Annotated in this window: 31 protein-coding genes and 1 pseudogene; 14 read left to right on the forward strand and 18 right to left on the reverse strand. The window is 64.0% G+C overall.

What is annotated here, in order from left to right; genetic code table 11:
- Positions 1-102: 102 nt before the first annotated feature.
- The 4 genes from ASE36_RS02595 (at position 103) to ASE36_RS02610 (ending at position 1,837) form a co-directional block, all read left to right on the forward strand.
- Positions 103-582, forward strand: coding sequence for a DUF3833 family protein (locus ASE36_RS02595; RefSeq protein ID WP_062275334.1), 480 nt, complete (start codon positions 103-105; stop codon positions 580-582).
- A 75-nt stretch (positions 583-657) separates the two neighbouring features.
- Entirely contained in the window at positions 658-969 is a 312-nt protein-coding gene (locus tag ASE36_RS02600) for a hypothetical protein (protein ID WP_062275336.1), read from the forward strand.
- Positions 970-1,046: 77 nt separating this feature from the next.
- Entirely contained in the window at positions 1,047-1,424 is a 378-nt protein-coding gene (locus ASE36_RS02605; RefSeq protein ID WP_062275338.1) for a PH domain-containing protein, read from the forward strand.
- Positions 1,425-1,483: 59 nt separating this feature from the next.
- A complete protein-coding gene (locus ASE36_RS02610; RefSeq protein WP_062275341.1) occupies positions 1,484-1,837 on the forward strand; it encodes a DUF1491 family protein in 354 nt (117 codons plus the stop codon).
- A 114-nt stretch (positions 1,838-1,951) separates the two neighbouring features.
- Here the strand turns inward: ASE36_RS02610 and ASE36_RS02615 are convergent, their stop codons facing one another.
- Complete coding sequence (locus tag ASE36_RS02615; RefSeq protein WP_062277899.1) at positions 1,952-3,064, reverse strand: DUF2336 domain-containing protein; 1,113 nt, start codon at positions 3,062-3,064, stop codon at positions 1,952-1,954.
- Between the two features lie 387 nt (positions 3,065-3,451).
- On the opposite strand from ASE36_RS02615, the gene ASE36_RS02620 reads away from it, so the two are divergent.
- Positions 3,452-3,667 carry a hypothetical protein gene (locus tag ASE36_RS02620; RefSeq protein ID WP_062611239.1) on the forward strand — a complete coding sequence of 72 codons (216 nt, stop codon included), beginning with the start codon at positions 3,452-3,454 and terminating at the stop codon, positions 3,665-3,667.
- 224 nt (positions 3,668-3,891) lie between these two features.
- Here ASE36_RS02620 and ASE36_RS02625 read toward each other — a convergent pair whose 3' ends face one another.
- The 5 genes from ASE36_RS02625 to ASE36_RS02645 form a co-directional block, all read right to left on the reverse strand.
- Entirely contained in the window at positions 3,892-4,443 is a 552-nt protein-coding gene (locus tag ASE36_RS02625; protein WP_062275343.1) for a hypothetical protein, read from the reverse strand.
- A complete protein-coding gene (locus tag ASE36_RS02630; protein ID WP_062275345.1) occupies positions 4,440-5,024 on the reverse strand; it encodes a DUF1214 domain-containing protein in 585 nt (194 codons plus the stop codon). Before ASE36_RS02630 ends, ASE36_RS02625 begins: the two co-directional genes overlap by 4 nt.
- 165 nt (positions 5,025-5,189) lie before the next feature.
- Complete coding sequence (locus ASE36_RS02635; RefSeq protein ID WP_244474639.1) at positions 5,190-6,713, reverse strand: methyl-accepting chemotaxis protein; 1,524 nt, start codon at positions 6,711-6,713, stop codon at positions 5,190-5,192.
- A 107-nt stretch (positions 6,714-6,820) separates the two neighbouring features.
- Positions 6,821-7,864, reverse strand: a complete 1,044-nt coding sequence (locus ASE36_RS02640) for a peptidoglycan-binding protein (protein WP_062275347.1) — start codon at positions 7,862-7,864, stop codon at positions 6,821-6,823.
- A complete protein-coding gene (locus ASE36_RS02645) occupies positions 7,836-9,335 on the reverse strand; it encodes a sensor histidine kinase (protein ID WP_156378597.1) in 1,500 nt (499 codons plus the stop codon). Before ASE36_RS02645 ends, ASE36_RS02640 begins: the two co-directional genes overlap by 29 nt.
- Positions 9,336-9,837: 502 nt before the next feature.
- Between ASE36_RS02645 and ASE36_RS02650 the strand changes: the two genes are divergently transcribed.
- From ASE36_RS02650 to ASE36_RS02665, 4 genes are all read left to right on the forward strand, one after another.
- Complete coding sequence (locus tag ASE36_RS02650) at positions 9,838-10,317, forward strand: DUF5330 domain-containing protein (protein ID WP_062275352.1); 480 nt, start codon at positions 9,838-9,840, stop codon at positions 10,315-10,317.
- Positions 10,318-10,595: 278 nt separating this feature from the next.
- Positions 10,596-10,853, forward strand: a complete 258-nt coding sequence (locus tag ASE36_RS02655) for a ribbon-helix-helix domain-containing protein (protein WP_062275354.1) — start codon at positions 10,596-10,598, stop codon at positions 10,851-10,853.
- On the forward strand, positions 10,850-11,191 hold the full coding sequence (locus ASE36_RS02660) for a type II toxin-antitoxin system RelE/ParE family toxin (protein ID WP_062275356.1): 342 nt from the start codon (positions 10,850-10,852) through the stop codon (positions 11,189-11,191). Before ASE36_RS02655 ends, ASE36_RS02660 begins: the two co-directional genes overlap by 4 nt.
- A 75-nt stretch (positions 11,192-11,266) precedes the next feature.
- Positions 11,267-11,683, forward strand: a complete 417-nt coding sequence (locus tag ASE36_RS02665; RefSeq protein ID WP_062275358.1) for a SufE family protein — start codon at positions 11,267-11,269, stop codon at positions 11,681-11,683.
- A gap of 44 nt (positions 11,684-11,727) precedes the next feature.
- Here ASE36_RS02665 and ASE36_RS02670 read toward each other — a convergent pair whose 3' ends face one another.
- From ASE36_RS02670 to ASE36_RS02715, 10 genes are all read right to left on the reverse strand, one after another.
- Positions 11,728-12,666, reverse strand: a complete 939-nt coding sequence (locus ASE36_RS02670) for a DUF6456 domain-containing protein (protein ID WP_244474641.1) — start codon at positions 12,664-12,666, stop codon at positions 11,728-11,730.
- Positions 12,663-13,187 (reverse strand): helix-turn-helix domain-containing protein, encoded by a 525-nt coding sequence (locus ASE36_RS02675; RefSeq protein WP_244474642.1) that lies wholly within the window; start codon positions 13,185-13,187, stop codon positions 12,663-12,665. Before ASE36_RS02675 ends, ASE36_RS02670 begins: the two co-directional genes overlap by 4 nt.
- Before the next feature lie 194 nt (positions 13,188-13,381).
- Positions 13,382-13,810, reverse strand: a complete 429-nt coding sequence (locus ASE36_RS02680; RefSeq protein ID WP_062275360.1) for a MucR family transcriptional regulator — start codon at positions 13,808-13,810, stop codon at positions 13,382-13,384.
- A gap of 416 nt (positions 13,811-14,226) precedes the next feature.
- Entirely contained in the window at positions 14,227-14,565 is a 339-nt protein-coding gene (gene mnhG, locus ASE36_RS02685) for a monovalent cation/H(+) antiporter subunit G (protein WP_062275362.1), read from the reverse strand.
- Positions 14,565-14,966 (reverse strand): cation:proton antiporter, encoded by a 402-nt coding sequence (locus tag ASE36_RS02690; RefSeq protein ID WP_062275364.1) that lies wholly within the window; start codon positions 14,964-14,966, stop codon positions 14,565-14,567. The genes mnhG and ASE36_RS02690 overlap by 1 nt, the downstream gene beginning before the upstream one ends.
- A complete protein-coding gene (locus ASE36_RS02695; RefSeq protein ID WP_062275366.1) occupies positions 14,963-15,439 on the reverse strand; it encodes a Na+/H+ antiporter subunit E in 477 nt (158 codons plus the stop codon). Before ASE36_RS02695 ends, ASE36_RS02690 begins: the two co-directional genes overlap by 4 nt.
- Positions 15,436-17,049, reverse strand: coding sequence for a Na+/H+ antiporter subunit D (locus tag ASE36_RS02700; protein WP_062275368.1), 1,614 nt, complete (start codon positions 17,047-17,049; stop codon positions 15,436-15,438). The genes ASE36_RS02695 and ASE36_RS02700 overlap by 4 nt, the downstream gene beginning before the upstream one ends.
- A gap of 235 nt (positions 17,050-17,284) precedes the next feature.
- Positions 17,285-17,662 (reverse strand): Na+/H+ antiporter subunit C, encoded by a 378-nt coding sequence (locus ASE36_RS02705; RefSeq protein WP_062275370.1) that lies wholly within the window; start codon positions 17,660-17,662, stop codon positions 17,285-17,287.
- Entirely contained in the window at positions 17,662-18,081 is a 420-nt protein-coding gene (locus tag ASE36_RS02710; RefSeq protein WP_062275372.1) for a Na+/H+ antiporter subunit B, read from the reverse strand. The genes ASE36_RS02705 and ASE36_RS02710 overlap by 1 nt, the downstream gene beginning before the upstream one ends.
- A 295-nt stretch (positions 18,082-18,376) precedes the next feature.
- Entirely contained in the window at positions 18,377-20,779 is a 2,403-nt protein-coding gene (locus tag ASE36_RS02715; protein ID WP_062275374.1) for a putative monovalent cation/H+ antiporter subunit A, read from the reverse strand.
- A 300-nt stretch (positions 20,780-21,079) separates the two neighbouring features.
- Here ASE36_RS02715 and msrB point away from each other — a divergent pair, with 300 nt between their 5' ends.
- Both msrB and ASE36_RS02725 read left to right on the forward strand, forming a co-directional pair.
- Positions 21,080-21,493 carry a peptide-methionine (R)-S-oxide reductase MsrB gene (gene msrB / locus ASE36_RS02720; protein ID WP_062277906.1) on the forward strand — a complete coding sequence of 138 codons (414 nt, stop codon included), beginning with the start codon at positions 21,080-21,082 and terminating at the stop codon, positions 21,491-21,493.
- A 293-nt stretch (positions 21,494-21,786) separates the two neighbouring features.
- Positions 21,787-22,179 (forward strand): hypothetical protein, encoded by a 393-nt coding sequence (locus ASE36_RS02725; RefSeq protein ID WP_062275376.1) that lies wholly within the window; start codon positions 21,787-21,789, stop codon positions 22,177-22,179.
- A 169-nt stretch (positions 22,180-22,348) separates the two neighbouring features.
- Here ASE36_RS02725 and ASE36_RS02730 read toward each other — a convergent pair whose 3' ends face one another.
- The gene (locus ASE36_RS02730; RefSeq protein WP_062275378.1) at positions 22,349-23,635 is read right to left on the reverse strand and encodes an MFS transporter; all 1,287 of its coding nucleotides are present in this window, start codon (positions 23,633-23,635) and stop codon (positions 22,349-22,351) included.
- 177 nt (positions 23,636-23,812) lie between these two features.
- Between ASE36_RS02730 and ASE36_RS02735 the strand changes: the two genes are divergently transcribed.
- The 3 genes and pseudogenes from ASE36_RS02735 (at position 23,813) to ASE36_RS02745 (ending at position 25,275) form a co-directional block, all read left to right on the forward strand.
- Positions 23,813-24,421: a hypothetical protein gene (locus ASE36_RS02735; protein WP_244474643.1), complete on the forward strand. Its 609-nt coding sequence runs from the start codon at positions 23,813-23,815 to the stop codon at positions 24,419-24,421.
- Positions 24,422-24,618: 197 nt separating this feature from the next.
- The gene (locus ASE36_RS02740) at positions 24,619-24,867 is read left to right on the forward strand and encodes a hypothetical protein (RefSeq protein WP_062275382.1); all 249 of its coding nucleotides are present in this window, start codon (positions 24,619-24,621) and stop codon (positions 24,865-24,867) included.
- Positions 24,864-25,275: pseudogene (locus ASE36_RS02745) on the forward strand (type II toxin-antitoxin system VapC family toxin). The gene ASE36_RS02740 and the pseudogene ASE36_RS02745 overlap by 4 nt, the downstream one beginning before the upstream one ends.
- A 33-nt stretch (positions 25,276-25,308) precedes the next feature.
- On the opposite strand, the gene ASE36_RS02750 reads toward ASE36_RS02745, so the two are convergent.
- Positions 25,309-25,881: a nucleoside 2-deoxyribosyltransferase gene (locus ASE36_RS02750; RefSeq protein ID WP_062275384.1), complete on the reverse strand. Its 573-nt coding sequence runs from the start codon at positions 25,879-25,881 to the stop codon at positions 25,309-25,311.
- Positions 25,882-25,968: the final 87 nt, after the last annotated feature.

The raw sequence follows: 25,968 nt of genomic DNA on the forward strand, positions 1-25,968 counted from the left end.
GGTAAGGGGGAGAATGGGGAGAAGATGGGGGCAGTGTCCCCTCTGGAACCCGAGCGGCTGCCACCGTGTTTCCCCCGGCACATCAACTCCAGGAGAGACACCTTGAAACTCGAGGACTTTGCAGACAGAGAGCCCAGGTTCATCCTGGAGAACTTCTTTTCCGGCACGTTGCGCGGCTTTGGCGTGACCATCGGGCGGCTCGGCGGTTTCCAGAACCGTTTCACCATCGATGCGCGCGGCCGCTTCGACCCAGCCGCCAATGTGCTGTCACTCACCGAAGATTATTTCTTCGACGACGGCCATTCCGATACGCTCACCTGGACGATCCTCAAGCGCAGCGAAAACCGCTACGAGGGGCGCGAGACGCTGATCGACGGCGTGGCCGAAGGCGAGCAGGCGGGTTCGGCCTTCCGCTGGCAATATTCCCGCGACGTGCCCGCGGCCGACGGCTCGAAGACCCGCTTCGGTTTTGACGACTGGTTCATCCTGCATGACGAGCGCCATATGAGCGTGCATGCGTCGCTGACCAAGCTCGGCGTGGAGGTGGCGACGCTCGAGGCGTTTTACGAGCGGGTGGGGTGACGCTTGCAGCCTGAAGGTTGCGTCAGAATTGTGCTTTTGCGCGCAACGCGCTAAAATCGGTCCGACCGGAGCCGGATGACGATGAGCACGGATAACATCAGTCTCGATTTTCTTGCGCAGCAATCCAAGCTGCAGATCGAGGAGATGCGCCAGCTTCGCAAGGAGATGGCGGACATGATGCGGCTTCTCAACGGCACTTATGATCTCACCCGGCGCGTCGAGCGCCGGGAAACCGAGCTCCGTGACGACATCGAGCTGATGATTAAGATGGAGCTTGGCGGGTCGCTGGCCAATATGCAGACCACCATCGATAACGCGCTGTCCCGCATTGAAGCCAGCATCGGCGACGTGGGCCGCCGCGTGCAGGTGCTGGAAAGCAAGACCTGATGCCGGATCATGCTCTGCCGGCTTGACGCCTTCCCCGCTCCTTCCCATCTCCCCATCGATACAGATGGAGGATGATCATGGGACTGTTCGATGCGTTGCTGGGCCATGGATCGAGCGTCGATCCGGGCGATCTCGCCAAGCGGCTGGATGGCGTGTTGATCGATGGCGAGCAGGTCGGGCTTGCCTTCAAGGTCATCCGTGATGTCTTCGTTTTCACCGACAAGCGGCTGATCCTGATCGACGTGCAGGGCATTACCGGCTCGAAGGTCGATTATACCTCCGTGCCTTACCGGGCGATCACGCGGTTTTCGGTCGAGACAGCCGGGACCTTCGATCTCGACAGCGAGCTGAAGATCTGGGTCTCGGGATCGCATGATCCGGTGACCAAGACGCTGAAGAAGGGCACGGATGTGCGCGGGATTCAGCGGGCGCTGGCGACGGGGGTTTTGCGGTAACACGCCTTACGGGGAAGACAGCCCTTCCCCCTGAGCGCCGCATCTCCTAGAACACCCCCATGCGCCTTCGCTCCGACATCTTCGTTTCCGCCCTCACCCGCCGCGTCTTTGCCGATGGCGGTTATGCTGCCGTCGTCATCAAGGGGTCCGATGCTTCGGGCGCGATCTTTGTGCGGCAGCGGTTCCGCGACGGGCTGGAGACGCTTTATGGGCCGGCGCCGCAGGCTTTCATCGAGGTTGAGGACCGGGACGACCGGTTGTTCGAGGCGCGGCTGTCTCGGGTCGAGCCGGAGATCGTTGAGGCGCTGATCGCGCGCGAGCAAAAATTCGATGGCGATCTCTGGCTGGTCGAGATCGAGAAGGATGCGATCGGCGATTATCTGGAGATTGTCAGTCCTTCAGCCTCTGCTTGAGGCGCTTGAAAGGCCCCTCGAAAACCCTCCCCACAAGGGGGGAGGGGGGGCTTAACCTGGCCGCGCCTTTCGTCCTGAAATTAGGCCTTGCCGCCACGCCCTCTATCGCTTGGTCTACCGCTTGCGGGCGCGCAGCACCTGGCGGGCATGGTCGTCGCCGACGGGTTTGCGGGTGGCGGCGGTGCGGGCGGATCTGGCCAGATCTTCTGCGTTCAGGCTTTCGGCCCCGCGCTCCGGCGCCGGCTGTTCCGTCTCGCCGAAGGTGTAGCGGTCGGCGCGCAGCCAGCTGTCGATGCGGGCTTCGGCCTGGTCCGGGTCGATCGAGGCGAGCAGCGCGCGGGCGCGGGTTTCGCCGGCTTCGCTGCGGGCGAGATGGGGATAGATATGTTCGAGGATAAAGATGCTCTCGTCCTCGGCCATGGCGACGCCCGCCAGGGTCGTTGCGAGCTGGCGGCCGGAGATGTCGAGCAGGATGCGTTCGGCGAGCCAGCGGCTGGAGGTCAGAAGATCCGACAGCGTGGTGGCGAAGGCGCCACCGTCGAGCATCCGGGCAAAGCGGACGAGAAGCGCCGTCTGGACCGGCCCGACCTGCCGGCGGCCGAGGCGGTCGTCGGCTGCCGGTTTCTGCTGGTAGGCGAGCCGCTTGATCGTCTGGCGCAGGAGTTCTTCGCGGGCGCTGCGGGTCTCTGCCTCGTCCGGCTCACGGGCAGAGGCGGTCTGGTTGGCAGCGATGGCGCCGGGCAGATCCGTCATGGCGAGATCGGCCATGGTCTGTTCGAAGCTGGAGGGGCTGCGGGTCGCTGTCTGAACGGCAGCGGCTTCGGGCTGTGCCTCAAGGCCCGCGGCCTTTCCTGTCGCCCGTTCGGGGCGTGGCGGCAGCGCGTGGCGCAGGCTGACCAGGGCGTCGATCACCGTCGGCGACAGCCGCTCGCGCTTGACGATGGCGCGGGCATGATCGGCGCCTTGGGTGCGGGCGATCATGATCAGCATGTCATCGGTGAGAGCCGGCGAGGAGGCGAGAAAGGGGGCGGCAATGGCGATCGGCTGGCTGGCGATGAAGGCGGCGATGGAGAGCGGCAGGTTGGGGCTCTGCGACAGGGCGGCCACGGCATCGCGCCGGGCTTCCATCGAGGAATGCGCATAGAGCGGCTGGAAAAGCTCGGCAAATTGTCGGAGTTCGGACTTGCCGGGAAAGGAGAGCGCCTGGAAACTCGTGACCGTGGCCATCAGAACGACATCCTTGTTCCGCGCGCCGGCCGGCCTCTCAAGCTCCCTGAACTGTTCGCTCACGACTAAGCACTCCAACGCAATACAGATGCGTGTCACTTTAGAACGATTTCGTTAGCAAGCTGTTAACTAACCTATGGCTTCTTGTGGCCTAACGGATGGTCAAGGACGGCGATTCGTTAGATGTTTCCGATATTAGGCATATGCGTGGCCCGGTTTCGCGGGCGGATCCGCGATACGGGACAGGCGTCGGAGAAAGGCGCAGATGACCCCGGTGCATGGCGAAAACCAGGCGACATGAACGGGAATGTGCCGGCCCCCTCAAAGGGGCAGGGTGAGATACTCCTTCATCCCTCTCGATCTTTTTTCATGGAAAAGGAGACGAGCATGGCAGACATCATCAGGATCAAGGACCGGCAGGACGCGGCGCGGCGCAGCCAAGCGCCGATCGCTCACCCCGCCATCGGCACCAAGGCGGAGATCCTCTTCTTCACTGGCATCCGCCACGAACGGCTCGACACCCAGGCGATCTGGCCGCGCGTCGAACTGCCGACGCTTCCGGCGCTTCCCGCACCGAACGGCGGCGATCGCCGGCCGTTTTGAGCGGGCATTAGACTGGTCCGCCTCAAGACCGCGGTTGAGAAGGGCGGAACGATAAAGTCTGTGCCGATAGACTGCGGCCGAAAACTTCTTACGGCCGGCCTACCGGCTCCGCGCCGGATATTGGGGTCGTGTCCGCACGGCCGATGACAGCGCGACGTCCCCATGCTTCCCACGAATTTGCTATAGTCCGCCACCGGAGCGATATCTCTGAATGACCCGTCCGCTCAGCGGCCGGTAAACGGCAGGCATTCGGCGTCGGACAGGAAGGCCTTGGCTTCCGGTTCGGCACTTTTCTGCGCGGCGAGCGCTCGCAAGACGACATAGCCGACGGTGCCGCGATGTTCGACCAAAATGGTTTCGGCGAGCGCTGCAATCGGCGTCTTGCGCAGTTGCGCCACCTGCACCGGGGTTGCGACCAGCATGTCGAGATCGCCGGCAACCGAGGTGCGGTCATTCATCGAATAGACCTCGTTGCCATTCTCGTCGAAGATCGCGACGGACCAGAAATCGACGCCGTCGCCGGCGGCCACCAGGGACAGCGGCTGGCGGGTGATATCGAAATGACAGACGGCAACCTTGAGATAGGGGTCGAGGCTGGCAAGACCGGTCTTGTCGGGACGTTCTCCAAGGGCGTGGAAGACGAAAGGCGCGCCCTCCTTGGTCACCCGCGTATAGGCGTCCTGGCCGGTGAAATGCGGTACGCCGAGAATGATGACGATGTGCAGCAGGACGGCGCCGAACATGCCCGTGACCAGTGCGTACAGGATCTTTTTCATTGGCCGCATCCCGTCTGCTCGACCACCGGCATGTCGAGGCCGGACAGCCCCGTCGAGGCGGCAGCCGGCGTATCGAGAAGCGTCAGCACCAGCTGGAAGGCGCCGGTATCGGGGAGCGCCAGCCAGTTGCCGGGCTGGGCGCTGCGGGAAATGGCGATCTCGAAAGTGCCGTCGCGCTGGCGCAGGATGCGCTGGGAGTTCTTCGCGACCGGCAGATCGGCGCCGGCGGAGAGCGGCACACCGGCACTGTCGGCCGCGTAAAGCGTCCAGAGGCGTGCCACCGGCGTTCGTCCGGAGAGACGGTAGGAACAGGTGCCGGTGAGTGCCAGACCCTTGGAATCGCGCAAGGCGGTGAATTGCAGCCCCTCGGCCGAGCCATAGAGCAGCCGCCCGGCCTTTGCCCGATGCGCCTTGGCATAGGGGTCGGCATCGACCGTCTGGGCCGCCGGGAAAGCCCGCCAGCCGCCGACCTCGATCGCCCCGAAGCCGACCGAGGCGGTCAGCATCGACTGTGCCGACAGGATCGCCCCGCCAAAGGCAGTGAGAAGCGCGATCGCAACGAGGAAGGGGACACGAAACAAGGGTTGCTGGACCTCGGGACAAGGCGGCCGCGCCGCGCGGGTATGAGGTCGAACGGGTATCACTGATTCGGGAGTGAGGGAAGTTTGGGGCGCGTGCGCCGGCAAGAAGGCGGGTGCGCGGTCGCTTACGAGAGGCAGCAGCGCTGGCTGACTGCCCCTCCCCTCCTACACTTTCACTGCCAGGCGCAGGCCGCCCCAGTGGCGTCCGGCGACGAAGATCGGGGCGGAGATGTCCTTCATCAGCACGAACTGGCCGCCGCCCATGTCGCGGCGGTAGGTCTGGACGAGGAAGGGCGCCTTCGAGCGGCCGGCGGCCAGGCCGACGCGATCGTTGAAGATGCGGCGGTTGCGGCAGTTGGCGGTGTTCCACACGGTGTCGCCGGGGCGCTGGGCCTGGGCGAACTTCTTGTTGTGGGTCGGCAGATAGCCGTTTTCATCAATGGCCGCGCAGAAGCCGATGCGATCGGAGATCTGTGTGACCGGTTCCTGGATGGCCGGCAGAACCTGGTCGGTAAACTCGGTGAAGGCCGTCATCATCTGCACCGGGTCGGTGCCCGGGATCGGGCGATAGTTGCGGTCGAAGAGATCGGCCATGCGGATGCGGCCGCTGTCGACCGCCTGCTGGAAGGTGTCGGAGATCTGCCGGGCGACGGAAACGGCGGTGTCGATCCAGCGGCTGTCGGCGGTCTCGATGCCGGCGCTCGCGGTCAGCTGGATCAGGGTTTCGGAAAGTGCCACGACCTTGTCGACGCGGCCCGCGGTCTGTTGCAAGTGGTGGTCGGACTGGCGCACCTCGCCGGCCATGGTGTCGAGCGTGGCGACGAATTCCGAACACTGGCGGTCGACGCGGTCGGTGGTGCCGGCCATGGTGGAGGAGCCGTCGAGAATGCGGGTGATGACCCCTTCCATGGCGCCGAAGGAGGCATGCATCGCCTGGGAGGTTTGGCGCACGTCACGCGCACTTTCCGTCGCTCCCCGACCGGCTTCGGTGAGGCGGATGATCTTCTGGCGGAGCTCGCCCAGCGTCTGCTGGATCGCACCCGTCGCCTGGGAGGTCTGGAGCGCCAGCGCCCGGACTTCGGCTGCAACGACGGCAAAGCCCTTGCCGGCCTCGCCGGCACGGGCCGCCTCGATCGCGGCATTGAGCGCCAAAAGATTGGTCTGGCGGGCGATCGTACCGATCTCCTCGGCGACCTTGTCGACTTCGGCAAGCGAGCGGGAGAATGTGCCGATCTCGGTGCCGATTTCTTCCGAAGCCTCGACCATGGTGTCGATCTTGCCGACGGCCCCTGTCAGCCTCGTTGCGCTGTCGCTCAGCATGCGCCGGGCTTCACCGGCTGTCTGGTCGGTTTCGCGCAGCGAGGTCGCGACATCGCGATTGGTTTCGGCGATCGAAAGCGCGGTGCGGGTGATCTGGTCAAAGGTGGCGGCATGGCGCTTGGATACACCGGCCACATCCTGGATGGCGCCGGCGATATCAACGAGATCGACACCGAGCGTCGAGGCTTCATTGGCCAGACGCTCGATGATGCCGCGCAGGCGAGCGGCGTCGGCTGCGGCATCCGCATGCGACGCGGGTTCGGATGGAATGTCCGACGGGGTTTGCGGCGCAGACGTGGCCGTCCCTTGCCCGGCTTGCGGGTTCGGATCGACAGTCATCGGTGTTGCAGCATTCATTGCAGCATGCATGGCCAGCTCCTCCTCCAATCGGCGAAGTATGCGGGCCTCATGCTTAACGAGTCCTTGCTTCAGCAGCCCCTACATTTCGCTTAGACGAAAGATGCAGAAAAAGGGGCTCAGAGCGCGCCGATGGACTTCAGCTTCTTCAGGACGGCAGCACTCGGCTCGCCGGTTTCGGGCAGCTGGTAATGGCGCTCGAAGCGGCGGATGGCGGCGCGGGTCTGTTCACCGGGCACGCCATCGATGGTGACGTCCTTGTAGGCCATGTTCGACAGGCCGCGCTGGATTTCCATGACGAGGCCGGGATCGAAGCTCGCCTGCTGGATCGGCGGCGGCTGGTCGGCGGCGGGCTTCACATCCTGCGGCGGCACGAGAGCCGTTGCCGGAAGTCTTGCGGGTTCGGCCATCGTGCCGGGAGCCGTGACGGGCCGGCGCGGGGCGGTGACGACACGGGTTTCGGCCGAGCGGATGGCAGCGGCGACGGGATCTTCGGCGGGGCTTGCGATCTCCGGCGCCGGACGCTGGGCGGGCACGGCGGCGGTGACATTGCGGTCGAGCGCAAGGGCTGCGAGCAGTTCCGGGCTGACGAGCCCGTTTGCCTCCATGCCGACGGTCTTCTGGAAGACGGCGATGGCGGTTTCGGTGCGCGGGCCGACCACACCGTCGGGTTCGCCCTGATAGAGGCCACGGCGCAGGAGTTCGGCCTGGACCTTCCGGATGATATCGGCGGTTTCGCTGGCGGCGGCAGGCAGTGCTGCGGGTGTCGCCTGCGGATCGGCAGCCATGCGGGTGGCGCCATCGGCAGGCGCGGCTTCGGCCGTTTCTTCGGTCGACGCCTCCCCTTCCCGCTCGATCTTGAAGGTGGTGACATTGGCCGGATCATGGGCTTTTAGCAGCGGGCTTTTGGGCATGCCGGCAAGAGCGGTAAAATCGGCGGCGTCGCGGGTGCGCAGGAAGGGCGACGGATGCTGGCCGGGCTGATACCAGAGGGCATTGGCGGCGACCGTGCCGAAGACGAGCGAAAACAGGGTGACGCCAGCCACCGAGCGCGGATAGCGCCCGGCGAGCCGCGCAAGCGCGGTGCCGCCGGCGAGAAGCAGCGACAGCGCGTGACGCGCCGGCTTTTTCTTCTCAGGCGATTTTCGCTTCCGCTTTGTCATGCGTCGCTGCTTTCCCGCTTTCCTCGTTCGTCAAAACCGGCTGCGACAGGCGCGGCGGGAATTCGACCATGTTGTTGTCGTCGGCGGCTACGGTGCCGGAACCGTCGGCCGGCAGCGTCACGGTCACGACCGTGCCCTCGCCGCGATGGCTCTCGATCATAAAGGTGCCGCCATGCAGCGCAGTCAAGCCCTTGACCAGCGAAAGCCCCAGGCCTGAGCCTTCGTGATTGCGATTGAGGTCGTCCTGGATCTGGGTGAAGGGACGGCCGAGGAGCGCCATCTTTTCCGGCGCGATGCCGCAGCCGGTGTCGCTGATCGAGACGACGAAATCGGAACCCCGGCGCATGGCATCCAGCGTGACGGCGCCGCCGGCGGGGGTGAACTTGATGGCATTGCCGATCAGGTTGATGACGATCTGGCGAAGCGCCCGGCTGTCGGCGGTGATGTCGCCCAGACCGCGCGGCAGGCGGCTTGAGAGCTTGACGCCCTTGGCCGAGGCCTGCAGCGAGAGCATGCGCTCACATTCCGTCAGCGTCTCGGCGACGTCGAAGCTTTCCAGCATCAGCTCGTAGCGGCCGGCCTCGATCTTCGACATGTCGAGCATGGTGTTGACCACCGAGAGCAGATGGACGCCCGACTGGCGGATCAGCTGGACATATTCGCGCTGGCGGTCGTTTTCGAGCTTGCCGAAATATTCGCCGGCGAGGATGTCGGAAAAGCCGAGAATGGCGTTGAGCGGCGTGCGCATCTCGTGGCTGACGGCGGCGAGGAAGCGGCTCTTCAGCTCGTGGGCGGCATGGGCTTCGTGTTCCTTGACGCGCACGGCATCGCGCATCTGCATTTCGCCTTCGATGTCAAGCATCTGGGCGCGCACTGCAGAGAGCTGGCCATCGGGCCCGCGCACGGCGGTCATGTCGAGGCGGACATTGAGGAACTGGGCCTGATCGAGGCCAAGCACCGGACGATCGAGGCGGAGATCAATGACGACGATATCGGCGCCGAGGCGCAGGTCATCCAGCGCACGGGCAAAGGCCAAACGGTCGGAAACATGGACCTGCTCGACGAAAGGCCGGGCGAGCGGTTCGCGCAGGAAGGACAGGAAGAGATCGCGGTCACGGCCACCGGAGGCGCGCACGACACCGGCGGTATCGAGCGTTAGGAAGAGCCCGGGGCAATAGTCCCAGGGGTCGATCATCGGTTCGGCATCCGCCTCGCGGGCATCTGCACGACCAGCGCCGAAGCGGGTGCCGGCCACCAGTGCGACGGCAGAGATGAGATAGAGGCTGAAGGCCAGCGACACGCCGATCGGCAGGCCGGCGGCGGCGCCGAAGATAAGCGTGAGGCCGGCGGGGAAGAGCATGAGTGCTGCGGCAAAGCCTGCCGTCAGGCGACGCAGGAGGCGGAGTTCGGCAGCGTCGGTCGCACGCGTTCCGGCATGGCGCGCAAGCACGCGCAGCATCAGCGCGTCCATCGCCATCGTCCAAGCATCCGACATTTTACGCAATACAACCACGCCAGAAATCCGCGATGGGTTCATCTCATTTCACTGCCGGACAATAGGCGCCACGCGCTTAAGGAATAGATAAGGCTGGGGCTCGGAAAGGCGCCGATCGGGCCGATCCGACCCGAAACGGGACAGGGATCTGGTCCTTTCCATTCTATGGTTAATGGAGCGTAAGCGCTGATTTCGTTCAATTTTTCACGACAGCGTTAACGCTTGGGGCAGCGAACCCCTCGAAGAAACGGTGGATTGTCGGGCGCTCGCCACACTTATGCTTAACGACGGCCGATAAACTTTGACGGGAAAGGGCGAACAACCGGCGATCGAACGCATTTTAATCAAATTCGTCTCGAAAGCGCGGGGTTTTCGAAAAGCGATTTTGGCGAATCGGGGGCTAGGGTCCAGCCCATTAGTTCGGGACAACCCGACGAAAGTCCGGCAACGACCGGCAACAGGGATATCGGTGACGATCATGTGGTTTCTGATCAAGGGAACTTTCTATTGCTCGGTGGCGCTTGTTGCGCTGTCCTATCTCGGCAGTCCGCCCCGGGAAGAAGGACAGGGCGGCGCGACGCTTCAGATCGGGGACGCGTTTGCGGCGGCGACCGACGCCTATGCCTATGTCTCCTCGATCTGCGTCGAGAAGCCGGATGTCTGCGAAAAGGGCAAGCAGACCTTCCAGGCGCTCGGCCAGCGGGCCCGCGAGGGGGCGCTTGTTGCCTATCAGCTGCTCGACAAGCAGTTCAGCGATGACGGTTCGGCCAAGGTGGCCGAGGAGATGCCTTTGCCGAAAAAGGGCGTGGTGGAGATCGTTAAGCCTCAAGTGGAAACGCCCGTCCATGCGGTTGCCGAGACGGAAGACCCAGTGCGGGAAGCCATCGTGACGGGAACCGTCGTTCCCGACGCCCGGCCAAAACACCTGCCGAAGCCCTATACGCCGCCCAAGCCCTGAGTTTGAGCCGAAACCGGATCCCGCCGAGGAGACGACCCGGTTTCCCACCCGACGAATTGCGGGGCGCCCAACGCCCCTCCCCCTTGCATCCCTTTCCCGATTTCGGGCCGGGATGCCTGTCTGCCTGTCCCTGAACTGAAAACTATCGGCATTTGCCGGGCCGCGAGATTTCGTCTCGCGGCCTTTTTTTCGGTTGGGCAGGGGCGGTCGCAGACGCATTGCAGACTGCAAGACAACGTTTTACACTGTCATTCAGCCCGATCTGGAGTTGCCTGATCATGACGACCAAGCCAACCGAATCCGTCACGCTTCATATGCCATCCGATGTGCTTGCTCAGGTCGAGACCATTGCGGAGGCGACAGAACGTTCCCGCAGCCAGATCATTGTCAGGGCCGTCCGCGCTTATCTCTTGCAAGAAGGTGGCGATATACTGAATGCGATCGAGGGGCGCGCGCAGATCGCTGCTGGTGAATATGAGGATTTTGACGACGTCATTGCCGAGATGGACCAGATCATCGCCGGCAATGTTGCATGATCCACATCCGGCTAGCGCGTGATGCAGCCGCTTATGTCCGACAGGAGAGTGCCTATCTGCGCAAACGCAACCCTGCCGCTGCGCGGAAGTTTGCCCATGCTGTGAAACAGGCCCGCGTCACGCTGCTCGCGTTTCCGGAAGCGGGCAACCGGCTGCACGGCCTGACACACGCGGGCGGGCGCAGCCTTGTTTTCGGTGACTACATCCTCGACTATATTTACGAGCATCCATGGATCGACATCGTGACGATCCGCCACGGACGGATGCATGGTCCGATGCCTGATCTTGATTCCGATCCGGGCCTCGATGACCCTGACACCGACCGGACACGCCGGTGATCTTTCCACACCCAGACGGTTCATTTCCGCTCCGGGCTGGCCTATATGGGGCGGACGGAACAAACGGGTGCGCGAATGACCACACTTGCAGCGATGATCGACGACTTCGGCTTTCTCGACGACTGGGAGGACCGGATGCGTTATGTCATCGAGCTCGGCAAGGCGCTGCCCGATCTTCCCGAGGCCGAGAAGACAGCGGAGAACAAGGTGCAGGGTTGCGCGAGCCAGGTGTGGCTGTCGGTTACCGCCGGCGACGGCGCCGATCCGGTCATGACTTTTCGCGGCGACAGCGACGCGTTCATCGTGCGCGGGCTCGTCGCCATCGTGCTCGAAGCCTATTCCGGCAAGAAGGCCTCTGAGGTCGTTGCCTTCGATGCGCTTGACCTCTTCAAGCAGATCGGACTGCTCGAGCATCTGACCGCCCAGCGCGCCAACGGGTTGCGCTCGATGATTCAGCGCATTCGCGAAGAGGCGGCGCGACGGATGGTGTGACCGGCTCACCTCGACACCAGACTTTTCTGATCCCTTCCTCCCCCTCACCCCATCTCCGGGCGAAAGCCCTCGTCGCCCCAGTGGCGCGGGCGGGATTTTGGCGGCGGCGGGGCGTAGTGGCGGGCGAGTGCCAAGAGGGCTGTGCGCAGCATCAGCTTCGCCGAGCGGGCCGGCCATTGGCGTTCGCGCTCGACCAGTTCCAAGCCCTTGCCGAAGCAGCAGATGTCGAGGGCGACGCCCGAGAGCTCAGGGCCCATGGCCTCGATGGCGCGGTTGACCCGGTTGCGGGCGGCGATGCGGCTGTCGGCCAAGTCGGGGCCTGCGGGGGCCGCACCTTTCACCTTTGTCGACAGGCGTGGCTGCCAGCTGGCCGTGATACGCGGCTGCAGGTTGCCATGGTCGAAATCGGCAGCAAGCCTTTCGCCAGCGGCCATGGCCTCCTGGTTGAGGAAGGGCCGACCATCCTTTTCCTTCAGCCGCAACAGCGGGAAGAGCGGGGACTCGGCCAGATTGCGGCGCGCCGGCTGGCGGCCTTCCGGCGTGACCAGCACCTGCGGCTCCAGCGTGCGGTGCTGATCGGCGAAGGGGTCGCCCGTCTCGTCGCACAGCGCGCGTCGGAGATAGGCAGCGGTCTCCGATGTGGCGCAGAGCTGATCGCCGTCGCGGGTCAGCAGTCCCTCGGCGACGAGGCGGTCGAGCAGTTGCGCGTCGACGTCGACGGGCGGGGGTGACTGCGGCTGCGGCTGCTCCTGCACCTCAGATGGCGAGGGCAGCAGGACCGGGCCTGCAAGCGCCCGGCGCAGGAACAGGCGGATGCGCTTTTGCTGGTGGCGGTCGACGGCGCTGGCGAGTGGGGCGGCAAGCGGCTTCGGCTTCTGCCCTTGCGATGAGGCAGGCAGGCTTGCGACCGCGGAACGGCCCGCGTTGCTGTTTCCTTGGCTGTTCAGATGGTCGCTCGGGGTGTTTGCGTGGTTGCGGGTCATGGGCGGCGTCCTGCCAGCAGATAGACGGCGCTTGCCATGCGCTCGACAATGGTGACGAAACCGTCATAGGCGGCATCGTCGCGGCGGTCTTCGACCATGCGGCAGGCATGGCCGACGGTGGAGCGGTCGCGGCCGAAGGCTTGCGCCACCTCGCCCATGGGCATGGAATAGGCGACGTGGCAGACATACATGGCGACCTGGCGGACATGGCCGGCACTGCGGCGGCGCCCGCCGCTGTCGCTGTCGAGGCCGATGGCCTGCAGCAATTCCTGGGTGAGCTGGCGGACGATCATGCAGAGCAAGCGGCGCTCAGGCGTGAGCGGACGGTCCGTGAGGGCGTCTGCGGCATCGACTTCGTCGAAATCCGCGTTTGGGCGTGTGACCTCGCCCGTGTGTGTAGAGAGGCGTCTTGGCTTGGCATCATGTGGTTCTATTCCGGCGGCTTCGGCGTCCGCCGCAAGGTCGTGTCCGTTTACTGGCCGGAGGCTGACGGTCTGCGAGATCAGGGACTCGATAGGCATAGCGATCTCCGTATAGGATTTTCTTCCTATATAATTAGCAGAGATTTCGGCGAAATAAACCCCATGAATTGAGGGATGGAAGAAAGCTTCGCCTCATCCGTCGATAAAAAGGAATATTTTCCGCCCTTCGTCCACAAAAAAGGCCGAACCCCAGGGTCCGGCCGATCCATGCACCACCTCGAAAGGCGGAAATCTTACTTGCCGCGCTTGCGGCGCTGGCCGAGGCCCATTTCCTTGGCGAGGCGCGAGCGCGCTTCGGCATAGGCAGGGGCGACCATCGGATAATCGGCCGGCAGGCCCCACTTCTCGCGGTATTCTTCCGGAGTCATGTTGTAATGGGTCATCAAGTGGCGCTTCAGCGACTTGAACTTCTGGCCGTCTTCCAGGCAGATCAGATAGTCGTCCTCGATCGACTTGCGGATCGGAACCGGGGGCTTTGGCTTCTCGACCACCACCGGCGCCGGCGTCGGCGAGGAGGTGTTGCTCAGCGCCATGTGCACATCTGCAATCAGATTGGTCAGGTCGGTAACTGGTACCACGTGGTTGCTGACATAGGCCGAGACGATGTCCGCCGTCAGTTCGACCAAAAGCTGCGATCCAGGGCCTTGTTCTACTTCACTCATGTCATTCTCCTGTTCAAGGATCACGCGCGTCCGCCGATACGCGTGTCAAAGATATCAACTTTGTACCTACCGGCCCCAACCAGAACAGGTACAGAACACTCTCAGCCCCCACATATGACCGGATCAAGCCCCAGAATTGCGGTGCAATCCCGATTCGAAACACCATCAGCATATCGTCGCCAATACTTGACCGCCTACAATAGGTAAGCCGAAAATGCGTGAATGGAGCCAGAAAGACAACAGATCAGCTCACTGAGCACTGGATTAGCACCCTGCCGACAAATGTCCACCTGTTATTTCTACTAAATATCATGGGTACAAAGCAGCTTTATTGCTCTGTGCTGCAATTTCTCGCCAGCCACCGCGCCACGATTGTAAAAAGTCAATTGACGTAACTTCTGATCACGGATGAATGTCTATTTACTCATATCATCACGCACCGATACATCTGACAACTTGTATCCGGCCTTGTGGGCAGCACGGGCGAGCAGATGGGCAGCGACAGGCGCCGTCAGGATGAAGAAGACGATGCCGGCCATGGCGCGGCCGAAGGTTGCGAGATCGCCCGAATGGATGCCGACGGCGAGCAGAAGCAGGCCGGAGCCGACGGTGCCGGCCTTGGAGGCGGAGTGCATGCGGGTATAGACGTCCGGAAAGCGGACGAGGCCGATGGCGGCGACCAGCGAGAAGAGCGCGCCGATGACGATCAAGGCGGCGATAGCGAGAGCGAGGACGATCTGGAGCGGTTCGGACATCACCTGCCCTCCTTCTTTGCGCCGGCCGATGCGCGGGCGGCCTTGGCCGGCTTCTTGCCCGCCGGTTTTCCCTCCGCCGAGACCTTGCCGGTCGCGGATGCGCCTTGTGCTGCGGCTTCGCTCACATTGCCCCGGACCAGGATGAAGCGGGCAAAGGCGACGGTGGCGAGGAAACCGACAAGGCCGAGCGCAATGGCGATGTCGACATAGAGCGTATAGCCGGTTCTGAGCGCAGTTACGGCGATGAAACCGATGACAATGCCGACGAGCATGTCGAGCGCGACGACCCGATCCGGCAGCGTCGGGCCGACCACGGCGCGCCAGACGGTGAGCAGGGTGGCAAGCACGAGGACGACGAGTGCGAAGCGTCCGGCGGTTTCGACGATCAGTTCCGGCGTCATTGCGGGAAGGCCTCCATGATCTTCGCCTCGAAACCATCGGCGATATCGCGGCGGGCGGCCTCGACATCGGTGCAATCGACGGCGTGGATGTAGAGCGTGCTGCGGTCGGCCGACACGTCGACCGAAAGCGTGCCTGGTGTCAGCGTGATCAGATTGGCAAGCAGGCTGATCTGGAAATCGCCCTGAACGCGCAGCGGATAAGCGAAAATGCCGGGATGGAGATCAAGCCTCGGCCGCGTGGCCATGACCGCGACGCGCCAGGCGGATTTGGCGAGTTCGACCAGGAAGAGCCAGAGCAGCGACAGGATGCGCAACGTGCGGCTGGTCTCGCCCGATCCCGGGCGATGGCCGCGCAGCAGCGAGAGCGTGAGCAGCGACAGGACGAAGCCGAAGATGAGATTGTGCAGCGAGAAGCTGCCCGAGACGATGGCCCAGACGACGGCCATCAGAATGGCGATTGCGGTCGCGGTCATCGGACATCTCCTTCAGGGAAGACGGAGCGGATATAGGCCGAGGGATCGGCAAGATCAGAGGCCGCCTGCTGGGTGGCAATGATCAGGCGTTCGGGGAAGAGGCCGAAGCCGACGACGAAGGCCGAGAGCAGCACGATGGGTGCAAGCCGCCAGCGGTTTTCGGTGCGGGCGAGCGACAGCGACGGCATGGACACCGGCGGCGGGCCACCGAGCATCGCAGGCGCGTTGCTTGCCGTCTCGACTGCCGGACGCCAGAAGGCAAAGAGGAAGACGCGGCCGAAAGCCATTGTCATCAGGAAGCCGGAAACGAGCACGCTTGCCGCCAGCCACCAGGCGCCGATATCGAGCGAGGCCTTGACCAGGATTGCCTTCGGCCAGAAGCCGGAAAAGGGTGGCAGGCCGCTTGCCGCAAAGAACAGGGCGAGGCACACAGCGGCAAAGACGGGCGCCGAAATCCACAAGCCGCTCAGCCGGTCGAGGCCGAAGCTGCCGCCGAGGCGTCTTATTTCGCCGGAGACGAGGTAAAGGGCCGTCATCAGCAGGATCGAATGGAGCGCGTAGAAGATCGCAGCGCCCACCGCGACGCTGCCGCCGATCGCGATACCGGCCATGATGTTGCCGATGCCGGCGATGACGATGAAGCCGAGGGTGCGGCGGATGTCATTCTGGGCAAGCGCGCCCATGGCGCCGAGGATCATGGTGAGTGCCGCCATGACGGCAATGGCAAAGCTCAAGCCCTCGCGCTCGATCGGCAGCAGCATGACCATGACGCGGAGAAGCGCATAGACGCCGACCTTGGTGAGCAGTCCGGCAAACAGGGCCGACACGACGACACGCGGCGTGTGATAGGAGGCCGGCAGCCAGAAATTGACCGGGAAGGCTGCGGCCTTCATCGAGAAAGCCAGAACGAAGAGTGCCGCAAGCGTCATCAAGGGAGCAGTCGCGGACAGGGCCGGCGCCTTGCGGGCAATATCGGCCATGTTGAGCGTGCCGAAGATCGCATAGAGATAGGCGGTGGCGATCAGGAAGAGGGTCGTGGCGATCAGGTTCAGGACCGCATATTTCAGGGCGCCGTCGATCTGCGGACGTTCCGAGCCGAGGATCAGAAGCCCGAAGGACGAGATCAGCAGGACTTCGAACCAGACATAGAGGTTGAAAAGGTCGCCGGTCAGGAAGGCGCCGGAGACGCCGGCCATCAGCACCATCAGGAGCGGATAGAAACCGTAACGTCGGCCGCTGGTCGAGATATCGACATTGGCGTAAAGCGCGCAGGCAAAAGCAACGATGGCGGCGGCGAGCGCGAGAAGCGCGCCGGTCAGATCGACCGTGATGGCGATGCCGAAGGGCGGGCGCCAGCGGCCCATCATCATGGTGAGCGGGCCGTCGGTCAGCACCCTGGAGAGCAGCAGCATGTCGACCAGCACCAGGAGGGCGAGACCGGCAAGCGCCACCGGCGCATGCCAATCGGTCCGGTGGCGGATCATCATCAATAGCGCGCCGACGCCGAGGCAAAGACCGATCGGCAGGATCGCCAGCCATTGGGCGCTCTCCACCGGCGCGGCGACGAGGGCGGCGGTGAGGTCGACGGCGGTGGTGGCGGGGCTGGCCATCAGGCGGGACCTCCAGGCAATGCGATGGGCGGAATGCGGGTGGCGGCGGCAGGCAAAACAAGGCCCCTCCCAAACCCTCCCCACGAGGGGGAGGGCTTAACCCGGCGGCGCCCTCTCAAGGCTGCGCGGACGGCTTGCCGCGAGGCTTCTCCCCCCTTGTGGGGGAGATGGCCGGCAGGCCAGAGGGGCTTTTGGCGAGCAATGCCAGCCATGGAAATCTCGGTCATCCCCATCCTCAATACCCCATCGGCGGGGCAGGATCGTTGACGGGTTCGGCGACGCGCATCTCGTCGGTGTCATCGGTGCCGAGGTCCTGATAGGCGCGCCAGGTCAAGACCAGGAGGAAGCAGAAGAAGGAGAAGGAAATGACGATGGCGGTCAGGATCAGCGCCTGGGGCAATGGGTTCGCGGTGCCGGCCGGCAGCACCGTCTCACCGGCGGGGATGATCGGCGGGATTGATGGCGTCAGGCGACCGGCGGTGAAGATCAGCATGTTGACGGCATTGCCGAGCAGCACGATGCCGAGCAGGACGCGGATGATGTGTTTGGACATCATCAGATAAAAGGCGGCGGCGAAGAAGATGCCGACGACGAGGGCGAAGACGGGTTCCATCAGGCGTCATCCCTTTCTTCCAGCGCCAACGCGATCGAGGTGAAGGTGCCGACGACGACGAGATAGACGCCGACATCGAAGGAGACGACGGTGGCGAGCGGCACTTCGACGCCAAAGAGCGTCGGGTAGATCCACACACCGGTCATGAAAGGCAGCCCGAGAGGCGCCGAGATGAAGCCTGAGAGCGTGGAGATCAGAAGGCCGCAGCCGGCGATCGACATCGGGTGGAACCAGAGCGCGCGGCGCACGGCCTGGACGCCGAAAGCGATGCCGTAGATGGCAAAGGCAGAGGCGCCGATCAGGCCGCCGATGAAACCGCCGCCGGGCTCGTTGTGGCCGCGCAAGAGGACGAAGATCGAGAAGAGCAGCATCAGCGCGGTCAGGAAGGGCGCAAAGGTGCGGAAGATGAGCGTGTTCATCGCGGGGCCTCCCCAGGTGTAAAGCTGCGGCCAAGGCTTACCCCCCTCTGCCCTGCCGGGCATCTTCCCCACATGGGGGGAGAGCGGAAGGCGGCCAGGGTCGGCGATTTCCGCTGATGGCGTGCAGCATCGGCCGCATCAAAATTGGCGGGCAGGAAGCCAGCCACCACTCTCCCCCCGTGTGGGGGAGATGTCGGCGCAGCCGACAGAGGGGGGTGGGCCGGAGGCCAGCAGAGATCTGCAGGAAGCGACGCGGAGCGGCGGGCTGAAGGCCGAACAAGAACAGAGGCCACCATCACTTGCCCCTCCCCTTCTTCTTGCCCTTCACGGCACCAAATGAGCCGGCCGGTGGGGAGACGACGGAGGCGGTTGGGACCGCCGGGGCAACGCGGATGCGGATGAGCGCCAAAATGGCGAGGCCGGTGATCATGACGACAGAGATTTCGCCGAGCGTATCCACGCCGCGGAAATCGACGATGATGACGTTGACGACATTGGCGCCGTGGGCGATCGCCTTGGAATAGGTGGCGAAGAATTCCGTCAGGGTGGCATCGAAGGGGGCGGATGTGGCGCGGATCAACAGGAGCGCAAAGCCGATGCCGCAGGCGATGGCGGCCGCACCATCCAGCAGGCGGGCAATGAGCGGGCGGTGATCGGTGAGCGAGAGCCTGAGCCGCGTCATGACCAAGGCGAGGATGACGACGGAAAGCGTCTCGACCATGAACTGGGTGAAGGAGAGATCCGGCGCGCCGAAGAGCAGGAAGAGAACGGCGAGCGCAAAGCCCTGGATGCCGAGGCAGACGATGGCGGTGAGGCGATCGCGGGCCGACAGCACGGCGGCAACCCCGATCACCGCGATGGCGAGGAAGGCGGCTTCGGCAAGGCCGAGATCGGACGGCCAGGCGGGGACCGCCGGCAGTTCGCCATAGACGACAGGCGTGACCAGAAGAACGAGCGCGACCAGGATGAAGGTGGTGGTGATATAGACTTCCAGCCGGCCATTGTGGATGACGCGGGTGACCCGCACCGAGAGCGCGACAAGGCCGGCGACGAAATGGTCGAAGCCGCGGTCGGGGCTGAAGCCGAGGCCGACCACCAGCCGGTCGACGGCGGCGCGCAGGCGCTCGAGGCCGAGATAGAGGACGACACCCAGCACAATCGTCAGAACCGAGAGCGCAAGCGGCACGCCGATATGGGGGATGAGGCTGATGGTCACCGCCTGCGGCTCGCCATCGATGGCGCTTGCCATGGGCGAGGTAATGTAGCGGTGGGCGACGCTTGAGAGGATGGCGCCGGCGAGCGACAGGAGGGCGAGCGTGAGCGGACCGAGCCAGAGGAAGATCGGCCCCTCATGGGCATGTTTCGGCGTCTTGCGTTCTTCACCGACGAAGGGTTTCAAGCCGACGGCAAAGGCGATGACGAACATCAGCGCATTGCCGATGACGGCGACAGCCGTGAAGAGAATGGCGCGGGGCGAAGCGCCGGCGAGCGCCGCATAGATCTCTTCTTTGGCGAGGAAGCCGAAGAGAGGCGGAAGGCCGGCCATGGAGATGCCGCCGAGGATGGCTGCGGCAAAGGTGATCGGCATCAGTTTGCGAAGCCCGCCGAGCAGGCGGATGTCGCGGGTGCCGGTTTCATGATCGATGATGCCGGCGACCATGAAGAGGCCGCCCTTGAACAGCGAATGGGCGACGAGATAAAGCACCGCCGCTTCAACCGCATAAGGGGTATCGAAGCCGGTGAGCATGACCAGCAGGCCGAGCGAGGCGACCGTGGTATAGGCGAGCATCAGCTTCAGATCGGTCTGGCGCACCGCGAGCACAGACCCGACCAGCAGGGTGATGCCACCGAAGAAGGGAAGCAAGATCTCCCAGGCGGGCGTGCCGCCCATGACCGGGTTGAGGCGCATCAGGAGATAGACGCCGGCCTTCACCATGGTGGCGGAATGCAGATAGGCCGAGACCGGGGTCGGCGCTTCCATGGCATTGGGTAGCCAGAAGTGGAAGGGGAACTGGGCCGACTTGGTGAAGGCGCCGCCGAGCACGAGCAGAAGGGCCGCCATATAAAAGGGGCTTTCGCGCAGGATGTCGCCGGTCGACAAGAGCAGCGAGAGCTGGCTGATGCCGGTGATGTTCCAGACGAAGATGAGGCCCGCCAGCAGGACAAGGCCGCCGCCGCCGGTCACCACAAGCGCCTGGAGGGCGGCGCGGCGCGAGGCTTCCCGGGTGTGGTCGAAGCCGATCAGCAGGAAGGAGGTGATCGAGGTCAGCTCCCAGAAGACGAAGAGCATCAGGAAACTGTCGGAGACGACGACCCCGAGCATGGCACCCATGAAGAGCAGGATATAGCTGAAGAAGCGGCCCTGCTGTGGATGGCCCTTCATATAGCCACCGGCATAAAGCACGATCAGCGCGCCGATGCCGGTGATCAAAAGCGCGAAGGTGAGCGACAGACCATCAAGCAGCCAGGAGAAGGAGAGATTGAGGCTGGGCACCCAGGCAAATCCGCCGGTCACCCGCTCGCCCGCTGCGATCTCCGGCAGGAAGCCGAGGAAATGGAGGAAAGCGAGCGCGGGAGCCACGGCGAGAACCCAGGCAGCGGCGGCACCGAGGCGCGCCGTGAGCCAGGGCGCCAAAAGGGCTGCCGCGAAGGGCAAGAGCATCGCGATCCAGGTCAGATCGCTCGTCGTCTCAGGCATTCCACATCCCCGTGGGCGTCGGATCGGTGTTCGATCATCAGTCGATACAAGGTGCGACCGTGTTAGGACATGCCAACCTTCGTCTCAAGCAAAAACGGAACACTTCGCCTTCACGGACGCGTCAACCCACGTTTCAGTGAAAAGCAGCCGATGTATTTCAGTTTATCGTGAAAGGGCGCGGGCCCGCCGGCGACAAACGGCAGGAAGGGACAATTGCCGCTCGACATCGGGCACCCTATCTATAGTGCAACGCCGGGCGGGCTGTGCTTGTCTTTCGCCCGGCCGCCCAAGGAGATCATCATGACCGCTTCCACAACTGCCCCGAAGATTGCAAAGTCCGATGCCGAATGGCGCGAGCAGCTGACACCGGAACAATATCGCATCCTGCGCGAACATGGCACCGAGCGCCCCTTTACCGGCCCCTATTGGGATAATTTCCAGAAAGGCCTCTATCGCTGCGCGGCCTGCGACGAGCCGCTCTTCGTCTCGGACACCAAGTTCGACGCCGGCTGCGGCTGGCCGAGCTATTTTGAACCGGTCAAGCCTGACGCCGTGACCGAACACCGCGACACCGCGTTCGGCATGGTGCGCACCGAAATCCGCTGCGCCAATTGCGGCGGGCATCTGGGCCATGTGTTTCCCGACGGCCCGAAGCCTACGGGCTTGCGCTACTGCATCAACGGGCATTCGATGGTGTTCGAGGCGATGGAGTAAGGGCATCACCCTCCCCTTTGTGGGGGAGGGTCGGAGTGGAGCTCCGGGGTGGGGCGACGGGCGGCGGCGCAGGATTTCCCCCMCCCGCCGCTTCGCGGCGACCTCCCCCCTCAAGGGGGAGGTGGACAGTCGGGGCTCGCGTCATGCCCTCGAGCGCGCTTGCGATGCAAGCCGCCAAACCAGCCCACTTTTGGTTGTGGACACCCTGCCCTTTTTCAGAAATCTGCAATCTTTGGCTTTGACGCAGATCGAGACACGCGACACCCCTTACGCGTTCACAACTGGGGGTCATCATGAACAAGACAATTGCAGTCACCGTGGCGCTTGCCGCGGCGCTCTCTTCCTGTGCCAGCAAGCCCAAGGATATCGAGGCGGCCTACGTGTCGTCGACGCTCTATGAAAGCCTGTCCTGCGACCGGCTGCGCGAGGAGGCAACCGCCGTTTCGGCCCGGGCGATTGCCGCAAGCGGCGTGCAGCAGAAGAAGGCGGACAATGACGCGGTCGCCGTCGGCGTCGGGCTCGTGATCTTCTGGCCGGCGCTGTTCTTTGCCAAGGGCGACGGGGCGTCGGCGGCGGAAGTCTCGCGGCTGAAAGGCGAGATGAAGGCGATCGAGACGGCCTCGCTCAAGAACAATTGCGGCATAAGGTTCGAGGATCCGACGGCGCAGCCGGCGAAGAAGAAGTGAGGCGACCACCCTGCCCCTGAGGGGGAGGGTCGGAGCGGACCTACGGGATGGGGTGATGGGCGGCGGCCCGATTGGCGTCGGGTGACATGCGGCGGTGCATTCAATGCCGGTGCAACCCCACCCGCCGCTTTGCGGCGACCTCTCCCCTCAAGGGGGAGGTGGGAGGTTCTCACCGTCCGTCAAATGCCGCCAGCGCCTTTGGCGAGACGCGGGTCCAGATGCCGATGAGGAGCAGAACGCTGAGGACGGCGCCGAGCGCGAAGGGCATGCCGAGGGCCTGGTGGCGCGGCATGATCTCTTCGGCGAGCGTGACGCTCAGGCCTGCCATCAGCACGCCGAGCGGCATGGTGCCAAGCCCGAAGAAGCGGTAGACGCTGTTGATCCGGCCGAGCAGATGCGGCGGGATCATGCGCTGGCGCAGCGAGACCGTGATGATGTTCCAGACCATGCCGATCACGCTAGACAGCATCAAGACGGCCCAAACGAGCGCCGGCACCGGCAAGAGCAGGGCAACCAGGGACCAGAGGATGCAGCCGGCGATGGTGGCGCGCAGGCAGGCGGAGGCGCCGAAGCGGCGGATGATGCGCTCGCCCAAGAGACCGCCCGACAGGCCACCGACGGCAAGACCCGTGAGCAGCAGGCCGTATTCAGCCGAATTGAGGCCCATGACCTCCTGGGCATATAGCACCTGCCCCGTCAGCAGCATGATGTCGATGGCGTTCAGCACACCGAGCCCGAGGGCGAGATCACGCAGCAGCGGGCGAACAAAGAGATAGGCCGCGCCCTCACGGATCTCGGCGATCCAATGGCGCGGTTCCGGGCACTCGGTGCGAAACGTGCCGGGGATGGAGAGGATCAGCAGGCCGGCAAAGGCGAAGGCGAGGCCGTAAAGCCCGAAGGCGAGCGGCAGTGCGAGGCCAATGATCAGACCGGCGAGCGGCGGGCCGATCATCATGTTCATCACGGTTTCCAGGCTGCCCATGCGGCCATTGGCGCTTTCCAGCCGGTCATGGGGAACGATCGACGGCAGCAGGGTGACGGCGGAATTGTCGCGCAGGACTTCGGCGAAGCCGACGATGAGGGCGCCGAGCAGCAGAAGGCCATAAAGCAGATCCAGAGGGAATTCCTGGACCGGGGTTTGCGGCAGCATGCCGGGGGCCAGCATGGCGAGCGAGAGCGCCATCAGGGTGATGAAACGCAGGGCATCCATTGCGATGACCAGGCGGCGGCGATCAAAACGATCGGTGATGACGCCCGAGGGCAGCGCAAAGAGGAACCAGGGCAGCTTCTGCGCCATGCTGACCAGCGCGATGGCCAGGGGATCGCGGGTGATCAGCGAGGCGAGCCAGGGCCAGGCGACGACGCCGATGCCATCGGCGAGATTGGCAAGGCCGCTGGAGAGAAGCAGGCGGTGAAAACGGTGCCCCAGGGCGCCTTCAGAGTGGTTTCGATGCATGTGCGATTCTCCTGGCGCCACGGAGCATCGCCGGCGGCAAGATGCAAGCCCCGGATTCTCATGGGGCGGGGATTGCCAAAGGGTGGGATAACGGAGCGCCCCTCCCCTTGCCCATCCGGCCATTTCACGCTTCTATCGTCTCTGAACGATGGGCGAGTAAGGGACGGACTTATGCGGATGCGGGCCGGTTTTGTCATGATGGTGCTGGTCGGCCTTGCCGGTTGCACAGCGGTTGCCGAAAAGGCGGAGGTCGCGGCCAATCGTTCGTATACGAGTTATGCGCTGGGCAAGCCCTATCAGCAGGTGGCAGGTCTCGGGCAATCGCCGTTGGAACAGCTTGCCGGCAGCGAGGGCGCGAGCTTTGGTCCGGTAATCGGTTCAACCCCGCTTGCGAACGGTCTGGTGATTTATCGACATATGGCGCCGGGGGCGCGGACGGAAACGGGGAGCGATTTCGTCGGACTGGCCGGGCGACAGACGGTCTCGACCCGCAACCGGCTTTCCTATTTCCTCGTCGGCCCCGACGGCATCGTCAAGGACTGGGCAACCGGGTCCGTGCAGGGATCGACCGCCGACTGCATCACCTATATCGGCGGGCTGATCAACCGCTGCACCGATACACGCCAGTTCGACATGGCACTTGCCGTCTATGACAGCCAAGTGCTGACCAAAGACGGGCAGCCGATCAGCGTCTGGGGCGCGCCGGCGATTGCGGGTGTTGCGCCGGCTGCACAGGCCGTCGGCATGCCTGCTGCGGCGTCTCGGCTTCCCAGGACAAAGCCCTGATTTCAGATGGGTTTCGCGCGTGTCTTCAGGCAGAATGTGAAGGTGGCGGGATCAGTGTTCGGATGATTGGACGGCATGTCTTCGCCTGCGAGGCAAGAGCATCACGCCTCACTTTTCGCCATTGATGGCTGGCCATCTCCTGCCATTTTGATGGCGTGGCTCAAAGGTGGCATGCTCCCTTCAGAGGAGCTTGTGCCATGGCAGAACCGCAATTGTCCGTTCGCAGCGCCCGGGCGCGTGATCTCGCGCATCGGCTGGCGCGGCGGGAGAACCGGTCGATTGCCGATATCGTCGAGCGGGCGCTCGAAGCCTATGAGACGCAGAGGACCGGGCGGGAACCGGCGGCCGATTTCTATCGGCGGATTGGCGCCGAGGTCGGGCTCGATTTGGATCTGAACGACGTCATTCGTGCCGATCGCCGCGCGCATGAGGGCCCGGAGCTTTGATATTCCTCGACACCAGTGTTGTTTCGGAGACATTGAAAAAGCAGCCGAGTGAAGCCGTGATTTCGGCTGATCCGGCACGATGCAGAATTGGCCCTGTCGAGCGTGGTCATCGGAGAAATCGCCTACGGAATTGCAAAGATCCGGGACGATGAGCGCGCACCGCGACTGGAGCGAGCGCTTGAAGACTGGCGAGACCGATTTGCCGGCCGCATCCATGGTTTCGATGAAGAGGCCGCCCTGATCTATGGCGTGATCATGAGCGACGCCCGGCGTCGTGGCCGGAGCATGAGCGTGCCGGACGGCATGATCGCGGCGATCGCGAGGACCAAAGGCGCAGCGCTTGCCACCCGCAATGTCGCCGATTTCCAGGACTGCGGGATCGAACTGATCAACCCCTGGACCTTCTAGGGACAGCCAGCGCTTTCCACAGCCCCTCGGCCATCATCCTCTTGCTGCCAACGCCTTCAGGCAGGCCTCGAAACCCGTCAAATCGCTCCAGAGCGCATCGGGTGCGGCTGCATGCACGGCGACCGGACCGCCACGGCGTTCGACGCCGCCGTGGAGCATGAGGTTTTCGATCATCTCGAAATCCTCCAGCATGGTGCCGTCGGGCGCCCGTTTGCGGCCGTCTTCGGCCATGTGGATTTCGCCGGAATAGAAGTCGGCGGTACGTTTGAAGTGGCTCTCAGTGACATTGGTGTAGCAGGCGACCAGTTTGCCGGCGCCGCACATATAGCCGAGTTCGAAGACCGTGCCGGGATCGGCGGCGATGCCGCGGAAGGGGGTGAGATTGGCGATGACGCCATTGGCGCGATTCATGAAGCCCTCGTCGACTTCGGAGATGTTCAACCCGAACTGGTGCTTGGTCGGAGCCGGCGGGATGGCGAGATCTCCAGGGCAGATGGGCTCATAGCCGTAAGAGCGCGTGAGGACTGCCTTGGCATCGAGAATGGCGCGGGCATCGGGCAGAAAGACTTCGGGGCCGGCGAGGTAGAGTTTGAGGGGCGTGGACATGCGGTGGAGATCCTTGGAGGCTTGGGAGAGCCTGATCAGGAGCAGTCGGCGGGCGGGGTTGCAAGGCCGCCGGAGTGCCTCGGCGGG

This window comes from Rhizobium sp. Root274, assembly GCF_001429245.1.
Classification (GTDB): Bacteria; Pseudomonadota; Alphaproteobacteria; order Rhizobiales; family Rhizobiaceae; genus Allorhizobium.

Excerpts from the sequence above, each read along its gene's own strand:
- ASE36_RS02645 (WP_156378597.1), bottom strand. The coding sequence starts at position 9,335 with ATGGACGCGCTGATGCTGCGCGTGCTTGCGCGCCATGCCGGAACGCGT.
- ASE36_RS02650 (WP_062275352.1), top strand. The coding sequence starts at position 9,838 with ATGTGGTTTCTGATCAAGGGAACTTTCTATTGCTCGGTGGCGCTTGTT.
- ASE36_RS02740 (WP_062275382.1), top strand. The coding sequence starts at position 24,619 with ATGGCAGAACCGCAATTGTCCGTTCGCAGCGCCCGGGCGCGTGATCTC.
- ASE36_RS02705 (WP_062275370.1), bottom strand. The coding sequence starts at position 17,662 with ATGGAACCCGTCTTCGCCCTCGTCGTCGGCATCTTCTTCGCCGCCGCC.
- ASE36_RS02615 (WP_062277899.1), bottom strand. The coding sequence starts at position 3,064 with ATGGCCACGGTCACGAGTTTCCAGGCGCTCTCCTTTCCCGGCAAGTCC.
- ASE36_RS02700 (WP_062275368.1), bottom strand. The coding sequence starts at position 17,049 with ATGGCCAGCCCCGCCACCACCGCCGTCGACCTCACCGCCGCCCTCGTC.
- ASE36_RS02690 (WP_062275364.1), bottom strand. The coding sequence starts at position 14,966 with ATGACGCCGGAACTGATCGTCGAAACCGCCGGACGCTTCGCACTCGTC.
- ASE36_RS02730 (WP_062275378.1), bottom strand. The coding sequence starts at position 23,635 with ATGCATCGAAACCACTCTGAAGGCGCCCTGGGGCACCGTTTTCACCGC.
- ASE36_RS02625 (WP_062275343.1), bottom strand. The coding sequence starts at position 4,443 with ATGAAAAAGATCCTGTACGCACTGGTCACGGGCATGTTCGGCGCCGTC.
- ASE36_RS02670 (WP_244474641.1), bottom strand. The coding sequence starts at position 12,666 with ATGACCCGCAACCACGCAAACACCCCGAGCGACCATCTGAACAGCCAA.
- mnhG (WP_062275362.1), bottom strand. The coding sequence starts at position 14,565 with ATGTCCGAACCGCTCCAGATCGTCCTCGCTCTCGCTATCGCCGCCTTG.
- ASE36_RS02735 (WP_244474643.1), top strand. The coding sequence starts at position 23,813 with ATGCGGGCCGGTTTTGTCATGATGGTGCTGGTCGGCCTTGCCGGTTGC.
- ASE36_RS02680 (WP_062275360.1), bottom strand. The coding sequence starts at position 13,810 with ATGAGTGAAGTAGAACAAGGCCCTGGATCGCAGCTTTTGGTCGAACTG.
- ASE36_RS02655 (WP_062275354.1), top strand. The coding sequence starts at position 10,596 with ATGACGACCAAGCCAACCGAATCCGTCACGCTTCATATGCCATCCGAT.
- ASE36_RS02750 (WP_062275384.1), bottom strand. The coding sequence starts at position 25,881 with ATGTCCACGCCCCTCAAACTCTACCTCGCCGGCCCCGAAGTCTTTCTG.
- ASE36_RS02620 (WP_062611239.1), top strand. The coding sequence starts at position 3,452 with ATGGCAGACATCATCAGGATCAAGGACCGGCAGGACGCGGCGCGGCGC.
- msrB (WP_062277906.1), top strand. The coding sequence starts at position 21,080 with ATGACCGCTTCCACAACTGCCCCGAAGATTGCAAAGTCCGATGCCGAA.
- ASE36_RS02635 (WP_244474639.1), bottom strand. The coding sequence starts at position 6,713 with ATGCATGCTGCAATGAATGCTGCAACACCGATGACTGTCGATCCGAAC.
- ASE36_RS02710 (WP_062275372.1), bottom strand. The coding sequence starts at position 18,081 with ATGAACACGCTCATCTTCCGCACCTTTGCGCCCTTCCTGACCGCGCTG.
- ASE36_RS02715 (WP_062275374.1), bottom strand. The coding sequence starts at position 20,779 with ATGCCTGAGACGACGAGCGATCTGACCTGGATCGCGATGCTCTTGCCC.
- ASE36_RS02695 (WP_062275366.1), bottom strand. The coding sequence starts at position 15,439 with ATGACCGCGACCGCAATCGCCATTCTGATGGCCGTCGTCTGGGCCATC.
- ASE36_RS02665 (WP_062275358.1), top strand. The coding sequence starts at position 11,267 with ATGACCACACTTGCAGCGATGATCGACGACTTCGGCTTTCTCGACGAC.
- ASE36_RS02605 (WP_062275338.1), top strand. The coding sequence starts at position 1,047 with ATGGGACTGTTCGATGCGTTGCTGGGCCATGGATCGAGCGTCGATCCG.
- ASE36_RS02600 (WP_062275336.1), top strand. The coding sequence starts at position 658 with ATGACGATGAGCACGGATAACATCAGTCTCGATTTTCTTGCGCAGCAA.
- ASE36_RS02675 (WP_244474642.1), bottom strand. The coding sequence starts at position 13,187 with ATGCCTATCGAGTCCCTGATCTCGCAGACCGTCAGCCTCCGGCCAGTA.
- ASE36_RS02640 (WP_062275347.1), bottom strand. The coding sequence starts at position 7,864 with ATGACAAAGCGGAAGCGAAAATCGCCTGAGAAGAAAAAGCCGGCGCGT.
- ASE36_RS02660 (WP_062275356.1), top strand. The coding sequence starts at position 10,850 with ATGATCCACATCCGGCTAGCGCGTGATGCAGCCGCTTATGTCCGACAG.
- ASE36_RS02610 (WP_062275341.1), top strand. The coding sequence starts at position 1,484 with ATGCGCCTTCGCTCCGACATCTTCGTTTCCGCCCTCACCCGCCGCGTC.
- ASE36_RS02725 (WP_062275376.1), top strand. The coding sequence starts at position 21,787 with ATGAACAAGACAATTGCAGTCACCGTGGCGCTTGCCGCGGCGCTCTCT.